The organism is Burkholderia sp. Bp8992 (assembly GCF_003853705.1).
Lineage (GTDB): Bacteria > Pseudomonadota > Gammaproteobacteria > Burkholderiales > Burkholderiaceae > Burkholderia.
Genome location: NZ_QTQI01000019.1, coordinates 88741 through 108720, shown reverse-complemented (window position 1 = coordinate 108720; position 19980 = coordinate 88741). Strand labels below are relative to the sequence as shown.

The 19980-nt window shown below is 60.4% G+C and carries 20 protein-coding genes; 13 read left to right on the top strand and 7 right to left on the bottom strand.

Annotation, left to right across the window (positions count from 1 at the left end; genetic code table 11):
- Positions 1-19: 19 nt before the first annotated feature.
- The 7 genes from DIE03_RS25655 to DIE03_RS25625 all read left to right on the top strand — a co-directional run bounded on the left by DIE03_RS25655 (position 20) and on the right by DIE03_RS25625 (position 9779).
- Positions 20-1207, top strand: a complete 1188-nt coding sequence (locus DIE03_RS25655; protein WP_166677943.1) for an iron-containing alcohol dehydrogenase family protein — start codon at positions 20-22, stop codon at positions 1205-1207.
- Between the two features lie 31 nt (positions 1208-1238).
- On the top strand, positions 1239-2219 hold the full coding sequence (locus tag DIE03_RS25650) for a tripartite tricarboxylate transporter substrate binding protein (RefSeq protein WP_111442633.1): 981 nt from the start codon (positions 1239-1241) through the stop codon (positions 2217-2219).
- 99 nt (positions 2220-2318) lie between these two features.
- Positions 2319-3299 (top strand): tripartite tricarboxylate transporter substrate binding protein, encoded by a 981-nt coding sequence (locus tag DIE03_RS25645; protein WP_111442634.1) that lies wholly within the window; start codon positions 2319-2321, stop codon positions 3297-3299.
- 31 nt (positions 3300-3330) lie between these two features.
- Positions 3331-4725: an MmgE/PrpD family protein gene (locus DIE03_RS25640; RefSeq protein ID WP_063808274.1), complete on the top strand. Its 1395-nt coding sequence runs from the start codon at positions 3331-3333 to the stop codon at positions 4723-4725.
- A 283-nt stretch (positions 4726-5008) separates the two neighbouring features.
- Positions 5009-6727 carry a sigma-54-dependent Fis family transcriptional regulator gene (locus tag DIE03_RS25635; protein ID WP_059620118.1) on the top strand — a complete coding sequence of 573 codons (1719 nt, stop codon included), beginning with the start codon at positions 5009-5011 and terminating at the stop codon, positions 6725-6727.
- Between the two features lie 397 nt (positions 6728-7124).
- Positions 7125-8543: an aldehyde dehydrogenase family protein gene (locus tag DIE03_RS25630; protein WP_059620116.1), complete on the top strand. Its 1419-nt coding sequence runs from the start codon at positions 7125-7127 to the stop codon at positions 8541-8543.
- Positions 8544-8684: 141 nt separating this feature from the next.
- Entirely contained in the window at positions 8685-9779 is a 1095-nt protein-coding gene (locus DIE03_RS25625) for an alpha/beta hydrolase (protein ID WP_241308702.1), read from the top strand.
- A 58-nt stretch (positions 9780-9837) separates the two neighbouring features.
- On the opposite strand, the gene DIE03_RS25620 is transcribed toward DIE03_RS25625, so the two are convergent.
- From DIE03_RS25620 to DIE03_RS25595, 6 genes are all read right to left on the bottom strand, one after another.
- A complete protein-coding gene (locus DIE03_RS25620; protein ID WP_111442635.1) occupies positions 9838-10542 on the bottom strand; it encodes a YafY family protein in 705 nt (234 codons plus the stop codon).
- A gap of 2 nt (positions 10543-10544) precedes the next feature.
- Entirely contained in the window at positions 10545-11477 is a 933-nt protein-coding gene (locus tag DIE03_RS25615; RefSeq protein WP_111442636.1) for an NAD(P)-dependent alcohol dehydrogenase, read from the bottom strand.
- A gap of 19 nt (positions 11478-11496) precedes the next feature.
- Positions 11497-11865, bottom strand: a complete 369-nt coding sequence (locus DIE03_RS25610; protein WP_111442637.1) for an antibiotic biosynthesis monooxygenase — start codon at positions 11863-11865, stop codon at positions 11497-11499.
- A gap of 166 nt (positions 11866-12031) precedes the next feature.
- The gene (locus DIE03_RS25605) at positions 12032-12442 is read right to left on the bottom strand and encodes a DUF1330 domain-containing protein (protein WP_059620112.1); all 411 of its coding nucleotides are present in this window, start codon (positions 12440-12442) and stop codon (positions 12032-12034) included.
- A 25-nt stretch (positions 12443-12467) separates the two neighbouring features.
- Positions 12468-12890, bottom strand: coding sequence for a putative quinol monooxygenase (locus DIE03_RS25600; RefSeq protein WP_111442638.1), 423 nt, complete (start codon positions 12888-12890; stop codon positions 12468-12470).
- Positions 12891-12960: 70 nt separating this feature from the next.
- Entirely contained in the window at positions 12961-13866 is a 906-nt protein-coding gene (locus DIE03_RS25595) for a LysR family transcriptional regulator (RefSeq protein WP_059620110.1), read from the bottom strand.
- A gap of 182 nt (positions 13867-14048) precedes the next feature.
- Here DIE03_RS25595 and DIE03_RS25590 point away from each other — a divergent pair, with 182 nt between their 5' ends.
- The 6 genes from DIE03_RS25590 to DIE03_RS25565 all read left to right on the top strand — a co-directional run bounded on the left by DIE03_RS25590 (position 14049) and on the right by DIE03_RS25565 (position 19154).
- Positions 14049-14615: a flavodoxin family protein gene (locus DIE03_RS25590; protein WP_059620109.1), complete on the top strand. Its 567-nt coding sequence runs from the start codon at positions 14049-14051 to the stop codon at positions 14613-14615.
- A gap of 31 nt (positions 14616-14646) precedes the next feature.
- Entirely contained in the window at positions 14647-14946 is a 300-nt protein-coding gene (locus DIE03_RS25585) for a hypothetical protein (RefSeq protein ID WP_059620107.1), read from the top strand.
- 104 nt (positions 14947-15050) lie between these two features.
- Positions 15051-16115, top strand: coding sequence for an NAD(P)-dependent alcohol dehydrogenase (locus DIE03_RS25580; protein WP_059620105.1), 1065 nt, complete (start codon positions 15051-15053; stop codon positions 16113-16115).
- Positions 16112-16810: a type 1 glutamine amidotransferase domain-containing protein gene (locus tag DIE03_RS25575; protein ID WP_111442639.1), complete on the top strand. Its 699-nt coding sequence runs from the start codon at positions 16112-16114 to the stop codon at positions 16808-16810. Before DIE03_RS25580 ends, DIE03_RS25575 begins: the two co-directional genes overlap by 4 nt.
- 218 nt (positions 16811-17028) lie before the next feature.
- The gene (locus tag DIE03_RS25570; RefSeq protein WP_059620102.1) at positions 17029-18012 is read left to right on the top strand and encodes an aldo/keto reductase; all 984 of its coding nucleotides are present in this window, start codon (positions 17029-17031) and stop codon (positions 18010-18012) included.
- Between the two features lie 149 nt (positions 18013-18161).
- Positions 18162-19154 carry an amidohydrolase family protein gene (locus tag DIE03_RS25565; protein WP_059620100.1) on the top strand — a complete coding sequence of 331 codons (993 nt, stop codon included), beginning with the start codon at positions 18162-18164 and terminating at the stop codon, positions 19152-19154.
- A gap of 23 nt (positions 19155-19177) precedes the next feature.
- On the opposite strand, the gene DIE03_RS25560 is transcribed toward DIE03_RS25565, so the two are convergent.
- Positions 19178-19945 carry a glucose 1-dehydrogenase gene (locus DIE03_RS25560; RefSeq protein ID WP_111442640.1) on the bottom strand — a complete coding sequence of 256 codons (768 nt, stop codon included), beginning with the start codon at positions 19943-19945 and terminating at the stop codon, positions 19178-19180.
- Positions 19946-19980: the final 35 nt, after the last annotated feature.

Here is a 19980-nt window from a genome sequence, read left to right as displayed (position 1 = left end):
GCGTTCGCGCATACAGACAATGAACCAGACCTTTCGATCGATCTCCTTTCAACACATTGCCCCGGAATTGCGACTGTACTGCGGTGAGGAAAGTCTCGCTGCCTTGGCGAGGGAGATCAAGCGCAGTGGGTGTCAGCGTGCAGTGATCGTCAGCGGTCGGTCAGTCGGCTCGTCCAATGCGATGCAGCAGTTGCGCGATGTGCTCGGCCCCGTGCTGGTCGGCGAATCTCCTACGGTTCGGCCGAATAGTCCCGTGCGCGCCGTGGAGGAAGCGGCGCGTGCGCTGAGCGCACTGGACGCAGACGCCGTGATCGCGGTGGGCGGTGGGTCGGCCGCCGTCACGGCGCGTGCGGCAAGCATCCTGCTCGCGGAGAAGCGGCCTGCGCACGAGCTTTGCACCCGCAGGCTCCCGGACGGCGCGTTCGATAGTCCTCGGCTTGCCGCTCCCAAGCTCGCGCAATTCGTTGTGCCGACCACACCCAGTACGGCGTTCGTCAAGGCGGGAAGCGCCGTGCATGACGAGGAGACGGGACAGCGGCTTGCCTTGTTCGATCCGAAGACGCGGGCCAAGGCAATCTTCCTTCACTCGGGGTTTCTCGGCACCGCACCGGCGGCGCTCGTCGAGGGTGCGACGCTCAACACGCTTTCCACTGCAGTCGAGGCGCTGGAGTCGCCGCGCTGCGACCTCGTGTCGGAGGCGATGTTGACGCAAGCGCTACGACTTGTCGCGCGCAACATCGACCGCATGTCGCCCGAAGACGTCGCGGCTCGGGAACGTTTGGCGATCGCCGCCGTTCTTTGCGGCCGGGGTACCGAGCAGTCGGGCGGCGGGCTTTCGTCGGTACTCGCACACGCAATCGGTCATCGAAGCGACGTATCGAACGGGATCATCAACGCAATCGTGCTGCCGCACACGATGGGTTTCAATAGCCCGGCGACGCACTATACGGTCGGGCGCATTGCCGAAAGCCTATGGCTTCCGCTGACTGCCGATTCGGACCAGCGGTACGCGATGTCGGCCGTCGAGATCCTTGAGCGCCTGCTCGCGAAAGTGGACATTCCCCGGAGGCTTCGCGACATCGGCGTGGCCCGGGAGGCTCTCGATCCGATCGCGGAAGCGGCGATGCAGGACTGGTTCATCAAGCGTAGCCCCCGTGAGGTGACGAACGTCGCCGATGTGCGGGCGATCCTCGACGCAGCGTGGTAGGCAATAACAATCTCGGAGACGGAGGCTTCTCGTGAAGCACGCTTCTTTTGACTGTCGATTCGCGGCGTGCGCCTTCGTGGTGGTCAGGGCAACGACGGCTTCGGCATCCGACCAGTTTCCGGTCAAGCCCGTGCATATCGTGGTGGCGATGGCGCCTGGCGGCATGGTCGATACGGTCACGCGTTTGCTGGCGCCAAAGCTGGGGCAGAGCCTGGGGCAGCCGGTGATTATCGAGAATCGCGGCGGCGGAGGCGGCCTGGTCGGCATCCGCTATGTGAAGGATGCGGCGCCGGATGGATATACGCTGCTGGCCACTTCGGCGGATACGCTCGGCCTCCAGTCGGCAGTCCGCCAGGATCCGGGCTTTGTTCTCCGCAGGGACTTTGCGGGAGTGGGGCCGATGGTCGAATCGCCGCTTTTGCTCGACGTTGGCGCCGGCCAGCCCTTCAAGACATTCGGCGAACTGGCCGCGTACGCGAAGGCGAATCCGGACAAGCTGACCTACGGATCGGGCGGCGTGGGCAGTGCGACTCACTTTGCGACGGCCGCATTCCTGCAGCGGACCGCTCTGAAGATGATGCACGTTCCGTTCAAAGGCAACGGGGAGGCGCTGCCTGAAGTAATGAGTGGACGCATCTCCGTCATCTTCGACGCGCCAGTCAGCAGTGCTCCCTATCTGAAGGCAGGGAAGCTGAGAGCCCTGGCAGTGACATCCCCGAAGCGCCTCGCTGCCCTTCCGGACGTGCCGACGGTCGCCGAGGCCGGTTATCCCGACTACAGCTACGTTCTGTATCAAGGGCTGATGGCGCCGGCCGGAACGCCGCCGGCCGTCGTTCAACGCCTGTCGGCGGCGTTGCAGGCGGCCCTGTCGGACAAGGTGCTGGCGGACCGCCTTCGAAGCTACGGGCTCGAGCCGGTGGCCATGTCGCCCACGGCGTTTACGAATCTTCTTTTGAAAAACGAAGCCGGGAAGGCAAAGCTGGCCGCCTATGTCGGCATGCCGAAGCAGTAGCCGGCGGGATCGGCAAGCAGGTGACGAACGCCGTCGACATGCGAGGCATCCTCGACGCGGCGTAGCAGGAAATCAAGGTCTTGGAGAAAGGATTCTCTTATGAAGAAAGCATTGTTTTGCCGCAGACTGGCGGCGGGCACATTCGTCCTGTTCAGCGCGGCGGCCGCTTCGGCGTCGGACCCATTCCCCACCAAGCCGGTGCATATTGTGGTTGCGACGGCGCCGGGTGGCCTGGCAGACACCGTCACCCGCTTGCTGGCGCCAAAGCTGGGGCAGAGCCTGGGGCAGCCGGTGATTATCGAGAATCGCGGCGGCGGAGGTGGCCTGGTTGGCATCCGCTATGTGAAGGATGCGGCGCCGGATGGATATACGCTGCTGGCCACTTCGGCGGATACGCTCGGCCTCCAGTCAGCAGTCAAGCGTGATCCGGGCTTCGTTCTCCGCAAGGACTTCACGGGCGTGGGGCCGTCGGTCGCGGCACCGCTTTTGATCGAAGTCGGCGCCAGCCAGCCCTTCAAGACGTTCGGCGAACTGGCCGCGTACGCGAAGGCGAACCCGGACAAGCTGTCATACGGATCCGCGGGCGTGGGCAGTACGACTCACCTTGCGACAGCTGCGTTCCTCCAGCAGAGCGCCTTGAAGATGATGCACGTTCCGTTCAAAGGCAACGGGGAGGCGCTGCCTGAAGTAATGAGTGGTCGCATCTCCGTCATCTTCGACGCGCTGATCAGCAGTTCTCCGTATCTGAAGGCAGGAAAGATGAGGGCGCTGGCGGTGACATCCCCGAAGCGCGTCACTGCCCTTCCGGACGTGCCGACGGTCGCCGAGGCCGGTTATCCCAACTACAGCTACGTTCTGTATCAAGGGCTGATGGCGCCGGCCGGAACGCCGCCGGCCGTCGTTCAACGCCTGTCGGCGGCGTTGCAGGCGGCGCTGTCGGACAAGGCGCTGGCAGACCGCCTTCGGAGCTATGGACTCGAGCCGGTGACCATGTCACCACGAGAGTTCACGGATCTCCTGTTGAAAAATGAAGCCGAGAAAACAAAGCTGGCCGCCTATGTGGGCATGCCGAAGCAGTGATTTGCACAATGAAATTTGGAGGAGTTGATTCATGACGTCATATACGCGTCAATTGGCAGATTTTGCAGCAGGACTCAAACTGGCCGACGTTCCGGAGGATGTGCGCAATCGCGCGAAGCTGATCATGCTCGATGGTCTCGGATGCGGGTTGTTCGGCGCAAATCTCGAGTGGACCCGAATCCTGGCTGGCGTCGTCGGCAAGCTCGAACCAGATGGCGGCCGAGCATCGGTGTGGGGGCGGGGCGAAACGGCATCTGCGGTGAATGCGGCGCTACTCAACGGCACGATGATTCAAGGTTATGAGCTGGACGACGCGAATCCGGCTTCCATTCACAGCTGCGCCGCCGTGCTGCCGGCGGCGCTCGCGGCGGCCGAATTGGTCGGCACCGAAAACGTAGATGGCGAAACTCTCCTGACCGCCATCATCGCAGGCTTCGAAGTCGGCCCTCGCGTGGGCCTGTGCATGAACGGCAACAAGATGCTGGTGCGGGGCTGGCATACGCCCGGCATCTTCGGACCATTTCCGGCGGCGGTGGCGGCCGGCATCGTTCTCGGTCTCGACGGCGAGCAGATCTACCATGCGTTTGGTATTGCGGGTGCCCAGGCGTCCGGCATCATGGCCGCCCAGTTCGGCTCGATGGTGAAGCGGATGCTGTCGGCGAAGGCGGCGCAAAGCGGGCTGTATTCGGCACTACTCGCTGCGGACGGATTTACCGGCATCGAGGACGTGTTCGAGGAAACCTATGGCGGATATTGCACCACCTTCACGCAGACCGCCGACCAGTTCGACTTGTCGGCGCTGACCAGCGAGCTCGGCACGCGCTGGGAAACGATGCGGATTTCGATCAAGCGGCACGCGGCAGTCGGCACGAATCTGTCCGCACTGGACGCGATTGAGGAGCTCATGGAGGAAACGGGCCTGACCGCGACCGACGTCGAGCGAATTACCGTGCGAATGACCGAGGATGCGGTGCGCCATTCATTCTGGACACCCTACATCCCCAACGGTCTGACGGCGGCCCAGATGCATCTCGGCTTCTGCATCGGCATGAAGCTCATCGACGGTGAGGTGTTCGTCGATCAGATGATCGACGAAAACGTCGGCCGACCGGATCTCGTTGAATTCGCGAAGCGCGTCGATGTGGTGCGAAGCGAAGCGCGCGAGCAAAAGGGCAGGGCGTTTGCGCGAGGTGCTGATGTCGAGATTCTGCTGACCAGCGGAAAGAAATTGAGCAAGACCGTCGACAACTTTCTCGGAAGTTACCAGCGTCCGATGAGCGATGAACTGATGGCGGCCAAGTTTCGCCGCCTCGCATCGAAAGCGCTGCCTGTGGATCAGGTGGGCCGCCTGGAGGCCGCTGTGTGCGCGCTCGAACGTGCCGACTCTACAACAGAGTTGCTTCGTCTTCTGCAGTTGCCCCAGTGATGAATCGAGCGGTTCGTCCGGCGATATGCGAGTGGATAGGGAAAAGTGGAATGATACGTATGATGAATGGGCGATCCTCATCGTAGGTACGGTTTCGTCAGCGACGAAGCGGCAGTGCGGGCGGTCGCCACGGTGACGTCGAAAGATTGATGAGTCCGATAGACAGGTACTGTCGATTCGGCTCACTAATCATTGGGTATCGTGGTGATAGGCTATGTCCGCGGTGAAGACACATCCAAAAAAAGCGATTCAATGATCGCCACGGAGACATAGGGATAACACCATGGAGACACTCGATTTGGCAAGGCCTGGTGTGACGGCGGCGTCGCTGCGTGGCGTTTTGATTCTGTCGTCAGACGGAAAGGAGATGATGGCGACCGGTATCGTCGAGCAACGCGAAATGGCGACGAGAATCATCGCGGGTTGGCACGAAGCACGGCGTCGCCAGCAACACCTTTTCTCGGTTGAAGGTCCCGATTCTTCGTCGGTTGTGGTAATCGTGTTACCGGCCACGGACGCGACGATACTCGTTGCGCTGCTTCGAGATGGACGCGATGCGCTGTTCGAATTCGTCGGTTCCGTTGATTTCGCGAGCGACATCCTCAGTCATTTTCTGACGAATCCATTCGAGGCGCTGACCGTCGTCGATCGCGACGGGGTGCTGCGGTATATCAGCCCCGTCCATGAGCGCTTTTTCGGAATGAAACCTGGCAGCTCGGTTGGCCGTCACGTATCCGAGGTAATCGAAAATACACGGCTCGATCAGGTCGCGTCGTCCGGTAAGGCGGAGATTGGCGCAATTCAGGAGATGCGAGGCGTGACGCGGGTTGTCACGCGACATCCGATCAAGAACGCTCGTGGGGAGACCGTCGGCGCGATTGGTCAAGTCATGTTCAAGGGACCTGAGCAATTGCAGTCGTTCTCGACGGAGTTGACGAAATTGAAGTCGGAGGTGGCGTACTACAGGCGCGAGCTGAAGGATCTGAAAAATCGGAGCTACGGTCTGGATCAGATTGTCGGGGACAGTCAGGCGATGCAGCGCTTGAAGCAGCAAATCGTGAAGGTTGCGCCGCTCGATGTACCGGTTCTGCTGACAGGGGAAAGCGGAACGGGCAAGGAATTGGCGGCGCACGCGATTCATAAGTTAAGCGCCCGGCGGGATGGCAATCTGGTGATGGTGAACGCGGCGGCATTACCGTCGACGCTGGTCGAGAGTGAGCTGTTCGGTTATGAGGGCGGGTCATTCACCGGTGCTGAACGCAAAGGCCGGCGCGGCAAGATAGAGCAGGCAGATGCCGGGAGCCTGTTTTTCGACGAGGTCGGAGACATGCCGGCCGACGTGCAGGTGAAGTTGCTGCGCGTGTTGCAGGACGGGTCGTTCCAGCGTGTCGGCGGAACCGAAGCACGAAACTCCAATTTCCGTTTGATCAGCGCGAGCAACCGCAACTTCGAAGCGATGATTGCCGACGGGACGTTTCGGCTCGATTTGTTCTATCGAATCGGAGCGGTCGTCATTCGACTACCGGCGCTTCGCGAGCGACTCGACGATATCCCGCTGCTTGCGGATCTGGCGCTTGACCAGTTTGCGGAACGGCACGGGCAGCGGCCGAAGCGGCTGTCGGACCATGCGCTTGCCTATCTCCAAGCACATTCATGGCCGGGTAACGTGCGACAGCTGATGCATACGGTCGAGCGGGCCGCCATATTCAGCGACACGGACATCATTGATGCAACCGACTTCGGCATCATCGATCTGTCGGATGCAGGTCCTCAGGCGGCCGTGATGGCTCCGACGTTCTCGAATCAGTCGTCGCATCCGCCTTCACTGGGCCAGTCGGACACGATGCGCGTGAGTAGCGCAGTGGAGCAGGTCGAGGAGCAACTCATCCGGAAGGCGATGACGCAATTCGGCGGAAACAAGAAGCGAGTGGCTTCGAGCCTCGGAATCTCGCGGTCATATCTATATAAACGGCTTGCCCAAATGGGGATGACCACGTCTTGACAGACCGTGTGAGGCCGGATAGCGGAGTCACATGATTGTGACGATGCAAGCGCGTCTCTCGTTTGCTCGATGGCATATTGTTTGTGGGATTGCTGACGGAATGGCTTTTACGACGTCAGCGATCGCGAAAATATCAGGCGATGCCGTGCACACCGGATCGCCGAGCCCGACAAAGCTGCGAACCTGATTCGCGAGCGCAGCGGGTGACGTGATTCAGACGCCAGATACGATCGTCGAGCCTCGTGCTCGTGTAGAAGACAATCGTGCTTACCGTGCGGACAATCGATTCGAAATCGTTCAATGGTCGGCCTGAGAGATCGGTTGAGTGCCACGAATAGATCTGATGGCACATCTCTTGCGAGGTGGTTTGCATACCTCAACCGTTAAAACCGAGACAATGCGAAAATTCGAGCAGTTCTACATTGATGGCGAGTGGGTCGATCCCGTCGAGTCGCGGCCGTTTGACCTCGTCAACCCCGCGACGGAGGAGACCTTCGGCGTCGTGGCGTTGGGAAGTGCCGCGGACGTGGACCGAGCGGTGCAGGCAGCCAAGCGTGCGTTCCCGGCCTTTAGTGCCGCGTCCAAGCAGGAGCGGATCGAACTCCTCGATAACATCGTCGCGGTCTACCTGCGCCGCGAAGACGACATCATGGCGGCACTCACCGAGGAGATGGGTACGCCGTGTTCGTTGAAACAACATACGGCGTCCGGCCTTGCCGCGCTTCGGCAGGCAATCGAGACGCTCAAGGGTTACGAATTCGAGAGTTGGCTGGGCGTCAGCATCATTCGTCGTGAAGCGATTGGCGTGGCCGGGCTCATTACCCCCTGGAACTGGCCAAACCAGCTCATTTGCAACAAGCTCGCGTCGGCCTTCGCAGCAGGCTGCCCAGTCGTGCTGAAACCGTCTGAATTCACGCCCGTGAGCGCGTTGATCCTGGCCGAAATTCTTCACGAGGCAGGGGTGCCCAACGGGGTATTCAATCTTGTGAACGGCGACGGTCCAACCGTCGGCAACGCGATCAGCGCGCACGAGGATATTGGCATCGTGTCGTTTACCGGCTCGACCCGTGCCGGGATTCTCGTGGCCGAGGCGGCTGCGTCGTCGGTAAAGCGTGTCGCGCAGGAACTCGGCGGCAAGTCGGCGAACATTGTCCTGCCGGACGCCGATTTGCGGGCGGCCGCGGTATATAACGCGACACGTGGTTTTTCGAACAGCGGGCAGTCTTGCCATTCTCCGACGCGCCTTCTCGTGCATCAGGATCAACTCGAAGAAGTGCTCGGCTATCTTCGCGAAGCCGTCGCCGACATGTGTATCGGCGACCCGAAAAACCCCGCAACGACACACGGCCCGGTGGTTAATCGCGCACAGTTCGATCGGATTCAGCACTACATCAATGTGGGCCTCGAGGAAGGCGCGCGTCTGGTTTGCGGGGGCCCAGGCCGTCCGGACGGGTTGGACCGCGGATTCTTCGTTCGTCCTACGATTTTTGCCGATGTCACTCCTGATATGACGATTGCTCGTGAGGAAATCTTCGGGATGGTCACTTCGGTCCTGACGTACAGCACGGTAGAACAAGCGATCGAGATCGCAAACGATACCGAATATGGACTTGGTGCATACGTCTTCACCAAGGATCGCGAAAAAGGACTGAACGTCTGTCGCAAATTGAACGCTGGTCGCGTTTTCTTCAACGGTGCGCCCGCGAACACAGTCGCTCCGATGGGAGGGTATCGGAAATCGGGTAACGGTCGTGAAATGGGCGTGTTCGGGATGGAGGAATATCTCGAAACGAAGGCCATGATCGGTTTCGCCTGATTGTCTGTCGCGGCGCCGTGGCTATCGCTGTCGGGGGCTGCCGACAGCCAGGGCAAGCGGCGCCTTAGCGGTGCAATGTGTTGCAAAAAACGGGGCGCGAGCTGATGAAGCGCGGTTCTCGGATTCCAGGAGAATGCATCGGTGGCGAGCTTCAGTTCCCTGATTCAGCAGGTTGAAAGGAGAAAACCCGTGGCGCAAGGTGGTCGCTTTCTGCTCCTGTTTGCCCTGACCTTGTTGATGCTGGGTTCCGCGAACGCCTACGAGAGTGGGCTGAATCGAGCTAATCGCGTGATCCCTGTTCCGACTACGGTCAGCCCGGAAATTCAAACGATAATCGCGGCGGGGCCACCTCCATTTTGGGACGATCATCCGAAGACACGGGCGGAATGGAAACGCTGGGTTGGCAGGTTGGCAGACGCAACTGACAAACGCCTGGCTGATCTAATCTTGAAGATGGGTGTGACAGTTCAGCCGGAAAAGATCGCAGGGGTCAACGTTTTTAAAGTCTTGCCAAACATTGTGTCGGAACGCAATGAGAACAGACTTTTTCTCAATCTCCACGGAGGCGGCTACGTATTGAATCCCGGTAGAGCAGGGCTGTACGAGGCCATTCTGATGGCTGGCTTCGTACACGCCAGAGTGTTGGCGATCGATTACCGCATGCCACCTGACCATCCCTATCCGGCAGCCTTGGACGATGCGGTTGCGGTTTATAAGGAAGTCATAAAAGGCACGGATCCCAACAGAATCGCGGTATTTGGCGATTCAGCCGGCGGCGCCTTGACGCTGGCTTTGGTCCTCCGCGCCAAAGCGGAAGGACTGCCTGTTCCCGGGGCCATCGCACCGGGCACGCCGTGGTCCGATCTCACCGAGACTGGCGACACGTACTTTACTAATAGAGGTATCGACAATGTGCTTGTCAGTTACAGCGGATGGCTTGGTGATGCGGCGACGCTGTATGCGAACGGGCACGATCCAAAGGATCCGATGCTTTCCCCCGTTTATGGTGATTTTCACGGTTTCCCTCCTGCGATACTCACGACTGGGTCTCGTGATCTGTTTCTAAGCAACACCTTGAGAGTTCATCGCAAGATGCGAGATTCCGGCGTGACGGCAGATCTGATCGTTTTCGAAGGCTTGTCTCACTATCAGTATCTCCTTTCTCCCGATGCACCGGAGACCAAGGCGCACTTTGCGGATCTGAGCGCGTTCTTCGACAAGTATCTGCATCCCTAACGATATTGCAGGCGTATCTCACCGGTTCCGGCAGTCCGACTGGACCCAATCCAACTCGTTAGCAAACGGTGCCTTGGCTATTGCATGGACACATCTCCTGGGTGCGCCATTCCTTGACTAGCTGCCGGCGGTTGCGAGTGTAGCGTTCGGCGAGAACGTCCGCGGTAGCAATGTCATCCATACCGATCACTCGGAATCGGCTATCCAGCTCGCACCAGGCGGCGATAAACCGCTTGCCGTCGATCAAACCCAACATGATCGGCCAGACAACTTGTTCGTCAGTGGGTGCATGTTCGATCGACAGGGTGATACGCAACTTGCGCTGTTCGCGAAGCGCCCGGCGGATGTCGCTCAAGTCGAGTGCCGCTTGGGTCTTCAGCGGGTGACCCACGTAGACCGTATCGTCCTGGAGTGCCGTTCGCATGTCAGGGGGCAAAACAGCGTCGATCTTGGCCAATGCATTCGTCACGGCAAGGGCAAGTGCGTCGTCCGTTTGGTGGCTGACCCACTGCGCTCCGATGACTAGCGCCTGGATTTCATCCGCAGTGAACGAGAGTGGTGGCAGAAGGAATCCTGGTCGCAAGATGTAGCCGACACCCGGCTCTCCATCGATATCGGCGCCCATGTCTTGCAGCGTTGCGACGTCGCGACGGATGGTGCGTAGCGACACGCCGAGTTCCAGCGCAAGCGCTTTTCCCGACACTGTTCTTCGGTGTCGTCGAAGCGCTTGCATCAGATCGAACAGTCGATGACTTCTGGCCATGCTTACTCCATCGCCACGACGCCTTTGCCGCCGAGCTTACGGCCTCTTTCCAGCTCGGTAATCAGCTGGATGGCACCGTTCAGGGAAACGATTTCTCCAATGGGAATTTTGAATCTGTTTTCCCGAGCGGCGCTCGCCAGCTTTTCCAGAAGCTCCGCCCGCGGCGAACCGATGATGGGCTTGAGCCGTCGATCGAAAATCGCCCGAATAAGCTTGGCCGGGCCTGGGTCAAGATCCAGGAACACGCCGCCGCGGCACAGCATGGCCAGGCCGTCCGATACCGTCATGGTGGTCGCGGTATCGTAAACCACATCGAAGCGTGTAGTGATTTTCGATAGATCGCTCGTCCGGTAATCGTAGATGTGCTGTACACCCAGTGATGTTGCTCGCTCCATGTCTCGGGCACTACAGCTGCCGGAGACGACGGCACCGAAAAGTTGGGCGATCTGCACGGCCGCTTCACCGACCGCTCCGGCACAGCCATTGATGAAGACGTGCTGGCCGGTTCGCAGTTTCGCTTTGTCGATCAGCCCGTTCCATGCCGTGACACCGGGGGTGCCGAGGCACGCCGCGGCCTCGAACGAAATGTTCTCGGGCTTCGTCGCTAGAAAGTCATCCTTCGTCACGACTGCTTCCCCAAGCGCGCCGCTTTCCTTGAAGCGGGCGAGACCGAATACCGCGTCGCCTGCTTTGTGGCGCGTCACACCGGCACCGACGCCGATGACCGTCCCCGAAAAATCCATGCCCATCGCGCGGGGAAAAGCCTCGCCGGTAACAATCTTCATCTGTCCATTGCGTAACTTCCAGTCGATCGGATTGATGGCGGCAAACTTGACCTGCACGGCCACTTCGCCTTTGCCCGGCGCAGCCAATTGGAAATCCTCCACGCGCATGAACTCCGGGCCGCCATAGCGGCTGTATTGAATGCGTTTCATGTGTGTTGCTACCTCAGCGTCAAGCCGTGCACAGGTCCGGAACCGCGACCTTGGCGAAGCAGGGTGGCCGGGCCACGACGGATGCCGGGTGTGCCTTGAGCCCGTCCTGGAACTCGGGCGTTCTGAAGGCATTGCGCCGTGCGGCCACGCGATCAAGGACGGCACGGTTGAGGTAGGTCGGGTTCTCGCCGATCGCGTGATGCAACTGCGTCAAGATGAAGTCCGGTTGGCGCTTCATGGACAGCGAATCGGCGGCCCATGCCGCAAGCAACGCGGCCTCGTCTTCCGGCCCCATCGTCAGGGGATTGTCCATAGCGATGGGGCCGGTGTCGATATCTGCCTGGCGGGCTACCGGATAAATGGGGTTGGGCGGTTCGAATCGAGGCATGGCGCAGATCCTTCGCGGTAATAGGGGAGCGCGGTTCGCTGCCCTTTGTTCGCGGAGCCATTCTATGCAGGGGTGGTGCCAGTTTCTGGCACCATTCGAACGCGCTTGTTGCATAGCATCGTTTCGAACCAGGGTTTGAACGAGCGAATGCCCGACACATCATCAGCTACTGCGGCAGTCCTTCGACGATGTACGCATTCGTGTGGCCGGAGCGCTGGCGGAACGGGCGGATTCGGGCGTACTCGGGCGAGTTGTACCACGCGCGGGCCAGGTCGAGGCTGTCGAACTCGATGATGATCAGACGATGGTTCGGCGGATTGCCCTCCAGCCCATCCACATGGCCCGCACGCACGATGTAACGTCCGCTGTAGCGTTTGAATGTTGCATCCACCTGATCGCGGTATGGCTTAATGCCTTCCGGATCGGTGAGTTCGAAGTCGGCGATGTAGTACGCCGGCGTTTTGCCATGCGTGAGTGGGGATTCGGAAGTTGGCGTTTGAGCATGCGCGGCCAACACACTCATGGTCAATGTAGCGGTCGCGCCGATTGCGGCAAGCAAGGTGTGTTTCCGTTTCATGCAGGGAACTCCGTCGTGAGCAGGGTCAATCAACCGCCTTCGGTTGCCGCGCTTTGGCGCTGAGCTGTACGGGCGTCGTCTCGATCAGCGTGCGCGACTGGATCATCCGCTGTGTGAGTGCGACATATTTCTTGAAGTGCGGAGCTTCGATATGCGCCCGATAGGCTTCGTCGCTGGCATAGATCTCGAAGAAACGCAGATGGTTCGGCTTGTCCTTGACGGCGACCGAGTAGATGGCGAGCACGCCGGGTTCGAGCCGGACGGAGTCGTCCATCTCTTCCTTGACGATCGCTTTGTAGGTCTCCAGTTGTGCCGGATCGATCACTAGTTCGGCGATGCGCACTACGGTCTTGTCCGGTTCCTGGGCATGCAGCACGTTCGTTCCGGGGCTGCAGAGCGTGGCTGCGGCAAGCAGCCATGTTCTCAACCGAATGCGACGTTCAGGCATATGAGGTCTCGCTGGTTTGGTTGATGGAGGGCGAAGTTTTCGGATGGCGTGTTCGAGCGGGACTGTGCGATCACGCCTCGACGCGTTTCGGCAGTTCCGAGGCGAGGACATCGATAGCCAGACGGCAGCGCAGCGGAAGATACTGCGCTGCCGGCCAAACGGCGTAGCCCTCGACGACGGCCGTCGGCCGATGTCCCCAGATCTCGACCAGTTCGCCACGTCGCATCCGGTCGCGAATCAGCCAGTAGGGAATCCAGGCCAGGCCCATGCCGTCGACAGCGGCATCGGCGATTGCCTCGAGATCGTCGAAACGCAAGCGCGAAGTGGGCTGAAAATCGACAAGCGTATCGGTCGCGTCAGGAAGCTGCCAGAGCAAACCGTGCTCGTTGCGCCAGTAGGGGAGCAGGTCGTGTTTCGCAAGATCGGCCAGCGTGTGCGGCTCGCCTCTCGTTGCGAGATAGGCAGGCGATGCACACAGTACCTTGCGCTGGTTGACCAGCAGGCGTGCTCGCAGCGTGGTGCCGGTACCCGCCACGCCGTTGCGCACCGCGAGATCGAAACCCTCGGCGATCACGTCGACTTGACGATCGCTGAAGTTCAATTCCAGTTCGAGCTTCGGATGCGCTCGCGCGTACGATCGCAGGATCGGGGCGACACAGTAGCGGCCGAACAGCGTGGGGAGCGTGACGCGCAACTTCCCGACCACTTCCCGGCGGCCGTTTTCCAGCATGGTTTCCGCAGCGCGCATCTCTTCGATTGCTCGAAGGCAGCGCTCGTAATATTGCTGTCCGTCCTCGGTCAGACACTGATTCCTGGTTGTGCGCTGAAACAACTGCACCCCGAGCCGCTCCTCGAGACGCGCGATAGCCTTTCCGACCGCCGAGCGCGTCAGCGAAAGCCGTTCACCGGCTTTCGCAAAGCCGCCTGCTTCGACGACCTCCACAAACAATTGCACGCCATCGAATCGGTCACGCACAGATCTGCTCCGCGATTGTAGAAATTAAGGAAGCACAGATGGGAATTATTTCCACCCATGCTTCTCAAAATTCTACTTTAAAGTGTTCAACCAGCAACGAGATTTTCGGGTGCGCTTGTGACGCGCTGCCCATTCAACCGACTCTCGAGACGCGCAAACCTTCAAGGCAAGGACAAACACCGGTGTTGATTTCAATCGTGCATGACAGTGGCTACGGCCACACCGCGCGCGTGGCAGAGGCCGTCGCGGAAGGAGTTCGGCAGATCCATGGGGCCGAGGTGAAGCTGTTTGCAGTCGCTGATGGCGTCGATTGGGCAACGCTCGAAGCGAGCCACGCGATTATCTTCGGTTCGCCGACCTACAACGGCATGATCAGCGCCCGGCTCAAGCAGTTCTTCGAGGATTCCACGAAGGCTGCATGGACCGCACTGAAATGGCGCAACAAGATCGCCGCAGGGTTCACGAACTCCGGTGCGCAGCACGGCGACAAGCTGAACTCGCTGGTATCGATGGCGCTGTTCGCCGCACAGCACGGGATGATCTGGGTTGGCCTCGACCTCATGCCCGGCAACAACAGCAGCACCGCCAGCGCTGACGATCTGAACCGGCTGGGCAGCTGGCTGGGTGTCATGACCCATGCGAACGTGGATCAGGCACCCGATGTAGCGCCGCCGGCAAGCGACCTCATGACAGCCCAGTACCTCGGTCGCCGCGTGGCGACGATAGCCGGCCGCCTCCAACCCGCCTGAACCGTTCTGCATCGCTTAAGGAAAACCAACGATGAAACTGCTTTGCCTCGATGTCCCCCAGCCGGGCGCCAGCCTCGAGAAATACCAGCCACACATGCAGGACGAAGCCCGCCATGCGTGGCAGATGTACAAAGGGGGCATCATCCGCGACATCTATTTTCGACAGGACCGTCCCGGTGTCGCCATCATCGCGGAAGCCGAGTCTGTCGAGGCCGCAAGAATTGCGCTTGCTGAGTTTCCGCTGGCCAAGGCCGGTCTGATCGGCTGGGACGTCATCCCCCTTGGCCCCTTCACGAACTGGGAGGCCCTGTTCGCTCCCGGCATTGCCTGAGTCTGGGACGTCGGGTGTATCACGACTGGTCATGTCACCGCGTATGACCTGATCGAGCCATCTTTCTACCGTGGTCGCGCGACGCGCGACGAGGACCACACTTCATGAACGCAACAGGATTCGCAGCTTATTCGGCCAACGATCCGCTCCAGCATCTCGACTTCAAGCGGCGAGCTCCGCGGTCAGACGATGTGGTGATCGATATCCTCTTTTGCGGCGTCTGTCATACCGATCTGCACATGGCACGCAACCACGGCGGCTTTACCACCTATCCGATCGTGCCTGGCCACGAGATCATAGGACGCGTGCGCCAGGTCGGCGAGAACGTGACTCGCTTCAAGGTGGGCGAGATGGTCGGCGTCGGTTGCATGGTCGATTCCTGTCAGCACTGCCAACCTTGTCTGAAGGGATGGGAGCAAGACTGCGTCGAGGGTTCCACGTTCAGTTACAACAGCGTCGATCGGCAGGACGGCAGCATCACGTATGGCGGCTACTCGGACGTGATTGTCGTGCGCGACAAGTTCGTACTGTCTCTCCCCGACGGCCTTGATCCAGCAGGCGCGGCACCGCTCCTTTGCGCCGGCATCACAACATGGTCGCCGCTGCTCCATTGGAATGTTGGGGCGGAGAGCAAGGTCGCGGTCATTGGGCTCGGCGGGCTCGGTCACATGGCCTTGAAACTGGCCAAGGCGCTTGGTGCCGATGTCACGCTGTTCACCCGTTCGGCGGGCAAGGAAGACGATGCGGTCCGCCTCGGTGCCGATCATGTGGTGCTGTCGAACGACCCCGAACAGATGAAGGCCGTTACCGGCCGATTCGACGTGGTCATTGACACGGTCCCTTATGATCACGACGTCAATCCTTATATGCCGACCCTTGCGTTGGAAGGCGTGCTGGTACTAGTCGGCTACATGGGGCCACTCAGCACCCCGGTGAATGCCGGATCGGTGGTGCGTGGCCGCAAGGCGATCTCGGGGTCGTTCATCGGTGGCCTGCGCGATACCCAGCAAATGCTCGATTTCTGCGGCGAGCACGGCATCGTCTCGGACGTCGAGATCATCCCTATCCAGAAGATCAACGAAGCCTATGAGCGCATGTTGAAAAGCGACGTGAAATATCGTTTCGTCATTGACATGACTTCACTCGAAACCTCAGGACAGCAAGCATGAACAGCACCCGCATCAAACCTATCCTGTGCGTGGTCACCAGTCACCCGATCCGCGGCGATTCGGGCGAGCCGACCGGTTTTGCGATGGTCGAGTTGACGCATCCGCTTGCCGTGTTCGAAGAAGCCGGCATCCCGGTGGAAATCGCCTCGATTCGTGGCGGTCATCCGCCAATCGACTTCTTCGATCTGACGGATCCCATCAATGATCGCTACTGGCAGGACAAGCATTTTCGCGACGAGCTCGCCCATTCACGCGTGCTCGGCGATCTCGAACCATCACACTATTCGGCCGTTTTCTTTGCCGGTGGTCACGGCACGATGTGGGACTTCGCCGACAGCCCGGCTGTGCAGAAAGTCGTTCGCGAGATCTGGGAAGCCGGCGGCATCGTGTCGGCGGTCTGTCACGGACCGGCTGCGCTGGTTAACGCGACGCTCTCCGACGGCAGCTACCTTGTAGCCGGCAAGAATCTTGCGTGTTTCACCGACGAAGAGGAAGCCGAGGTCAACTACACGAAGGTCGTGCCCTATCTGCTGGCGAGCACGCTGAAGCAGCGCGGTGCGATGCACCGTCCTGCGCCGAACTGGAGCGAGAATGTCGTCATCGACGGGCGCCTCGTGACCGGCCAGAATCCGGCGTCCGCGCATGCCGTGGGGCACGCAGTCGTCAACCAGCTCAACGTCGGCCAGACGGCCTGAAGACGGAGCCAATCGTTGGACTGGCGATTGCCACGTCCTGATCCAGGCTGCGGATCGCGGAATCGGTAGTGAATTCGGTCGTGTTTGATTGTCGGCATTGTCGGCGGGTAATTGTAGACCGGGCGCCTGGTCATCCAGCCGCCTTGAGCCAATGCTCGAGAGCAGACATGCGCTGCAACGGTTTGCGTCACACCGCACGACGAAACAGGAGATGCGGCATGATCAAGCGAAAACTTGGCCAAGGGCTTGAAGTATCGGCTTTATCTCTCGGGGCGATGGGCTACGGCAAGGCGCGTGAATTGCCCGACCGCGCAGAGATGATCGCCCTCATTCGCGCGGCCGTCGAGCGTGGCATGGATTTCTTCGACACCGCAGAAGTCTATGGCCCGTGGACCAATGAAGAGATGGTGGGCGAAGCCCTCGCACCAATGCGTAACAAGGTCAGGATCGCGACCAAGTTCGGCTGGGACATCGATCAGGACACGGGCGAACACCGGGGCGGAGTCAACAGCAAACCGGCTCAGATCCGCCGGTCCATCGAGGGCAGCTTGCGGCGCCTGCGTACTGATCATATCGATTTGTACTATCAGCACAGGGTTGACCCCGAAGTGCCGATGGAAGACGTCGCAGGCACGGTGAAAGATTTGATAGCCGAGGGCAAGGTGCTGTGGTTCGGCATGTCCGAGGCAAGTGCGCAATCGATTCGCCGCGCGCATGCGGTGCAGCCGCTCGCGGCGCTGCAGAGCGAGTATTCGCTGTGGACCCGCGAGCCCGAGGCGGAGATCATCCCGACGCTCGAAGAGCTGGGTATCGGGCTGGTGCCGTATAGCCCGCTTGGCAAGGGTTTTCTGACAGGCAGGATCGACGTCGACACCACGTTCGACAGCTCCGACATCCGTGCGCAAACGCCGCGGTTTGCCGAAGAGGCTCGCGTCGCGAACCAGAAGCTGGTGGATCTCATCCGACGAATCGGACAAAAACACGGCGCGACACCCGCCCAGATAGCGCTCGCGTGGTTGCTGTCACAGAAGCCGTGGATCGTGCCGCTGTTCGGCACGCGCAAGCTCGAACGCTTCGAGGAGAACATCGGTGCGCTGAGCGTGACGCTGGATCAGGACGACCTCGACGTGATCCGGCAGGCGAACATCTGCGTCAAGGGGGCTCGGTACCCGGAGGCCATGCTGCGCTTTTCCGGGCAATAGACCGGACGTGATCGCCACAACGGCGTGTATTGGCGGACGATGTGCGATGCCGGCATGCGCTCCGGGATTGCAGGAGATCGGCCGGTTTGCGTCGGTCGTGCGGGTCCAGCCCGTGGCAGACATTTCAACTGCAGTAGAGGGGTGCGGCAATGAAGATCGTGGGAATCGAAGAACATGTCCTGCCGGCCGATATCAAGGACGCGTGGCTGACCATCCCCGGCGCAGACGACGGTAGCCTGGACCTCAACACGGCGGTCCTCGACGAGCGCCTCGCCGACCTCGGCGAGAAACGACTGGCTCTGATGGACGAAACTGGCGTTGAGCAGCAGGTTCTGTCGTTGACCACACCCGGGTTGAACAATCTCGGGAACCACGGCACTGGCCTGGCTCGACGCGTGAACGACCTGTTGGCTGAAACCGTGCACCGCAATCCGGCGCGCTTCCAGGCACTCGCCGCGCTACCGTTTGCCAGTCCGCATGCTGCGGCCAACGAACTGCGTCGAGCCGTGACGGAGCTGGGCGCCAAGGGCGCTATTCTCTACGGCCGCGTGGGGAGCAGGCATCTCGATGACTCGCTGTTTGAACCTACCTATGCGTGTGCGGCCGAGCTTCGTGTCCCGTTGCTGATTCATCCGCAGATTCCGCAGGCCGTCGTGCGAGATGCATACTACGGCGGCTTTTCGCCATCGATCGATCTGGCTTTTTCGACATTCGGTCTCGGTTGGCATTACGAGGCCGGAATCGAATTCCTGCGCATGGTTCTCGCTGGCGTTTTCGACCGTTATCCCGATCTGCAGGTGATTCTCGGACACTGGGGGGAGGTTGTGATCTTCTATCTCGAGCGGCTTGCCATGCTGGATCGGGTGTCGAATTTGCAAAAGCCGCTTGTTGAATACGTGCGAGGCAATCTCTATCTGACGTCGAGCGGCATGTTCAGCGAAAGCTATCTGCGACGGGCGATTGAAGCAGTCGGTCCGGATCGCATTCTTTTCTCCACTGATTATCCATACCAGTACCGTGCGGGCGGCGACGCCAGGAATTTCGTAAACGGGCTCGCTCTTGATGGTGGCGACAAGGCCAAATTTGCTCACCGGAATTGGGAACGGTTGTGCCAGGGAGCGACACCGCGCAGCCCGGAATGATGACGCGAAGTCGGGGGACGTGCTTAGTGGGCCGTGAAGCCCCCATCGATCGGCAAGCCGACGCCCACGACGAAGCTCGCACCGGGACTGCACAGCCATAGTACGGCGGCGGCCACTTCATCTGCTCGTCCGAGGCGACCGATGGACTGGTCCTTCAGTATCACTTTCATGGCATCGGCTTGCCCCGTCAGCATGTCCTGCACCATCGGCGTATCGATGGTGCCGGGACAAACGGCGTTGATGCGTATGCCGCGGGACGCGTATTCGACACCAGCGCTCTTCGTCATCCCCAGCACGGCATGCTTCGTGCCGTGATAGGCGGCACGCTCAGGCAGGCCGACCAGCCCGCCGAGCGACGAGTTGTTGACGATCGCGCCGGATCCCTGGGCGCGCATTATGCGCAGTTCGTGCTTCATGCTTGCCCAGACGCCGAACTGGTTGACTGCTACCACGCGCTGGAAATGCTCGGCCGGCTCGTCCGCCGCATCGCTGGGCGGCACCTGGATGCCGGCGTTGTTGAATGCCATGTCGAGCCGGCCATACTCGGCGACCGCGTGGTCGACTGCAGCAGCGACCTGGGCTTCGTCGGTGACGTCGCACGCGATACCTGTTGCGATGCCGCCTTCGTCGACGATATTTTGCGCTTCCCGCAAGGCGAGGTTCCCGTCACGATCGGCCAGGACCACGGAGGCCCCGCTTTGCGCAAATGCACGGGCTGCAGCGAGACCCATGCCCATCGCAGCCCCGGTTACGAAGGCCACCTGACCTTTGAAGTCATAGATCGGATTCATGTTCCATTTCCCTGATGGAAGACCGTCGAAGTCGA

Excerpts from the sequence above, each read along its gene's own strand:
- DIE03_RS25570 (WP_059620102.1), top strand. The coding sequence starts at position 17,029 with ATGATCAAGCGAAAACTTGGCCAAGGGCTTGAAGTATCGGCTTTATCT.
- DIE03_RS25560 (WP_111442640.1), bottom strand. The coding sequence starts at position 19,945 with ATGAATCCGATCTATGACTTCAAAGGTCAGGTGGCCTTCGTAACCGGG.
- DIE03_RS25615 (WP_111442636.1), bottom strand. The coding sequence starts at position 11,477 with ATGAAACGCATTCAATACAGCCGCTATGGCGGCCCGGAGTTCATGCGC.
- DIE03_RS25565 (WP_059620100.1), top strand. The coding sequence starts at position 18,162 with ATGAAGATCGTGGGAATCGAAGAACATGTCCTGCCGGCCGATATCAAG.
- DIE03_RS25645 (WP_111442634.1), top strand. The coding sequence starts at position 2,319 with ATGAAGAAAGCATTGTTTTGCCGCAGACTGGCGGCGGGCACATTCGTC.
- DIE03_RS25620 (WP_111442635.1), bottom strand. The coding sequence starts at position 10,542 with ATGGCCAGAAGTCATCGACTGTTCGATCTGATGCAAGCGCTTCGACGA.
- DIE03_RS25610 (WP_111442637.1), bottom strand. The coding sequence starts at position 11,865 with ATGCCTCGATTCGAACCGCCCAACCCCATTTATCCGGTAGCCCGCCAG.
- DIE03_RS25655 (WP_166677943.1), top strand. The coding sequence starts at position 20 with ATGAACCAGACCTTTCGATCGATCTCCTTTCAACACATTGCCCCGGAA.
- DIE03_RS25575 (WP_111442639.1), top strand. The coding sequence starts at position 16,112 with ATGAACAGCACCCGCATCAAACCTATCCTGTGCGTGGTCACCAGTCAC.
- DIE03_RS25605 (WP_059620112.1), bottom strand. The coding sequence starts at position 12,442 with ATGAAACGGAAACACACCTTGCTTGCCGCAATCGGCGCGACCGCTACA.
- DIE03_RS25630 (WP_059620116.1), top strand. The coding sequence starts at position 7,125 with ATGCGAAAATTCGAGCAGTTCTACATTGATGGCGAGTGGGTCGATCCC.
- DIE03_RS25600 (WP_111442638.1), bottom strand. The coding sequence starts at position 12,890 with ATGCCTGAACGTCGCATTCGGTTGAGAACATGGCTGCTTGCCGCAGCC.
- DIE03_RS25585 (WP_059620107.1), top strand. The coding sequence starts at position 14,647 with ATGAAACTGCTTTGCCTCGATGTCCCCCAGCCGGGCGCCAGCCTCGAG.
- DIE03_RS25635 (WP_059620118.1), top strand. The coding sequence starts at position 5,009 with ATGGAGACACTCGATTTGGCAAGGCCTGGTGTGACGGCGGCGTCGCTG.
- DIE03_RS25640 (WP_063808274.1), top strand. The coding sequence starts at position 3,331 with ATGACGTCATATACGCGTCAATTGGCAGATTTTGCAGCAGGACTCAAA.
- DIE03_RS25580 (WP_059620105.1), top strand. The coding sequence starts at position 15,051 with ATGAACGCAACAGGATTCGCAGCTTATTCGGCCAACGATCCGCTCCAG.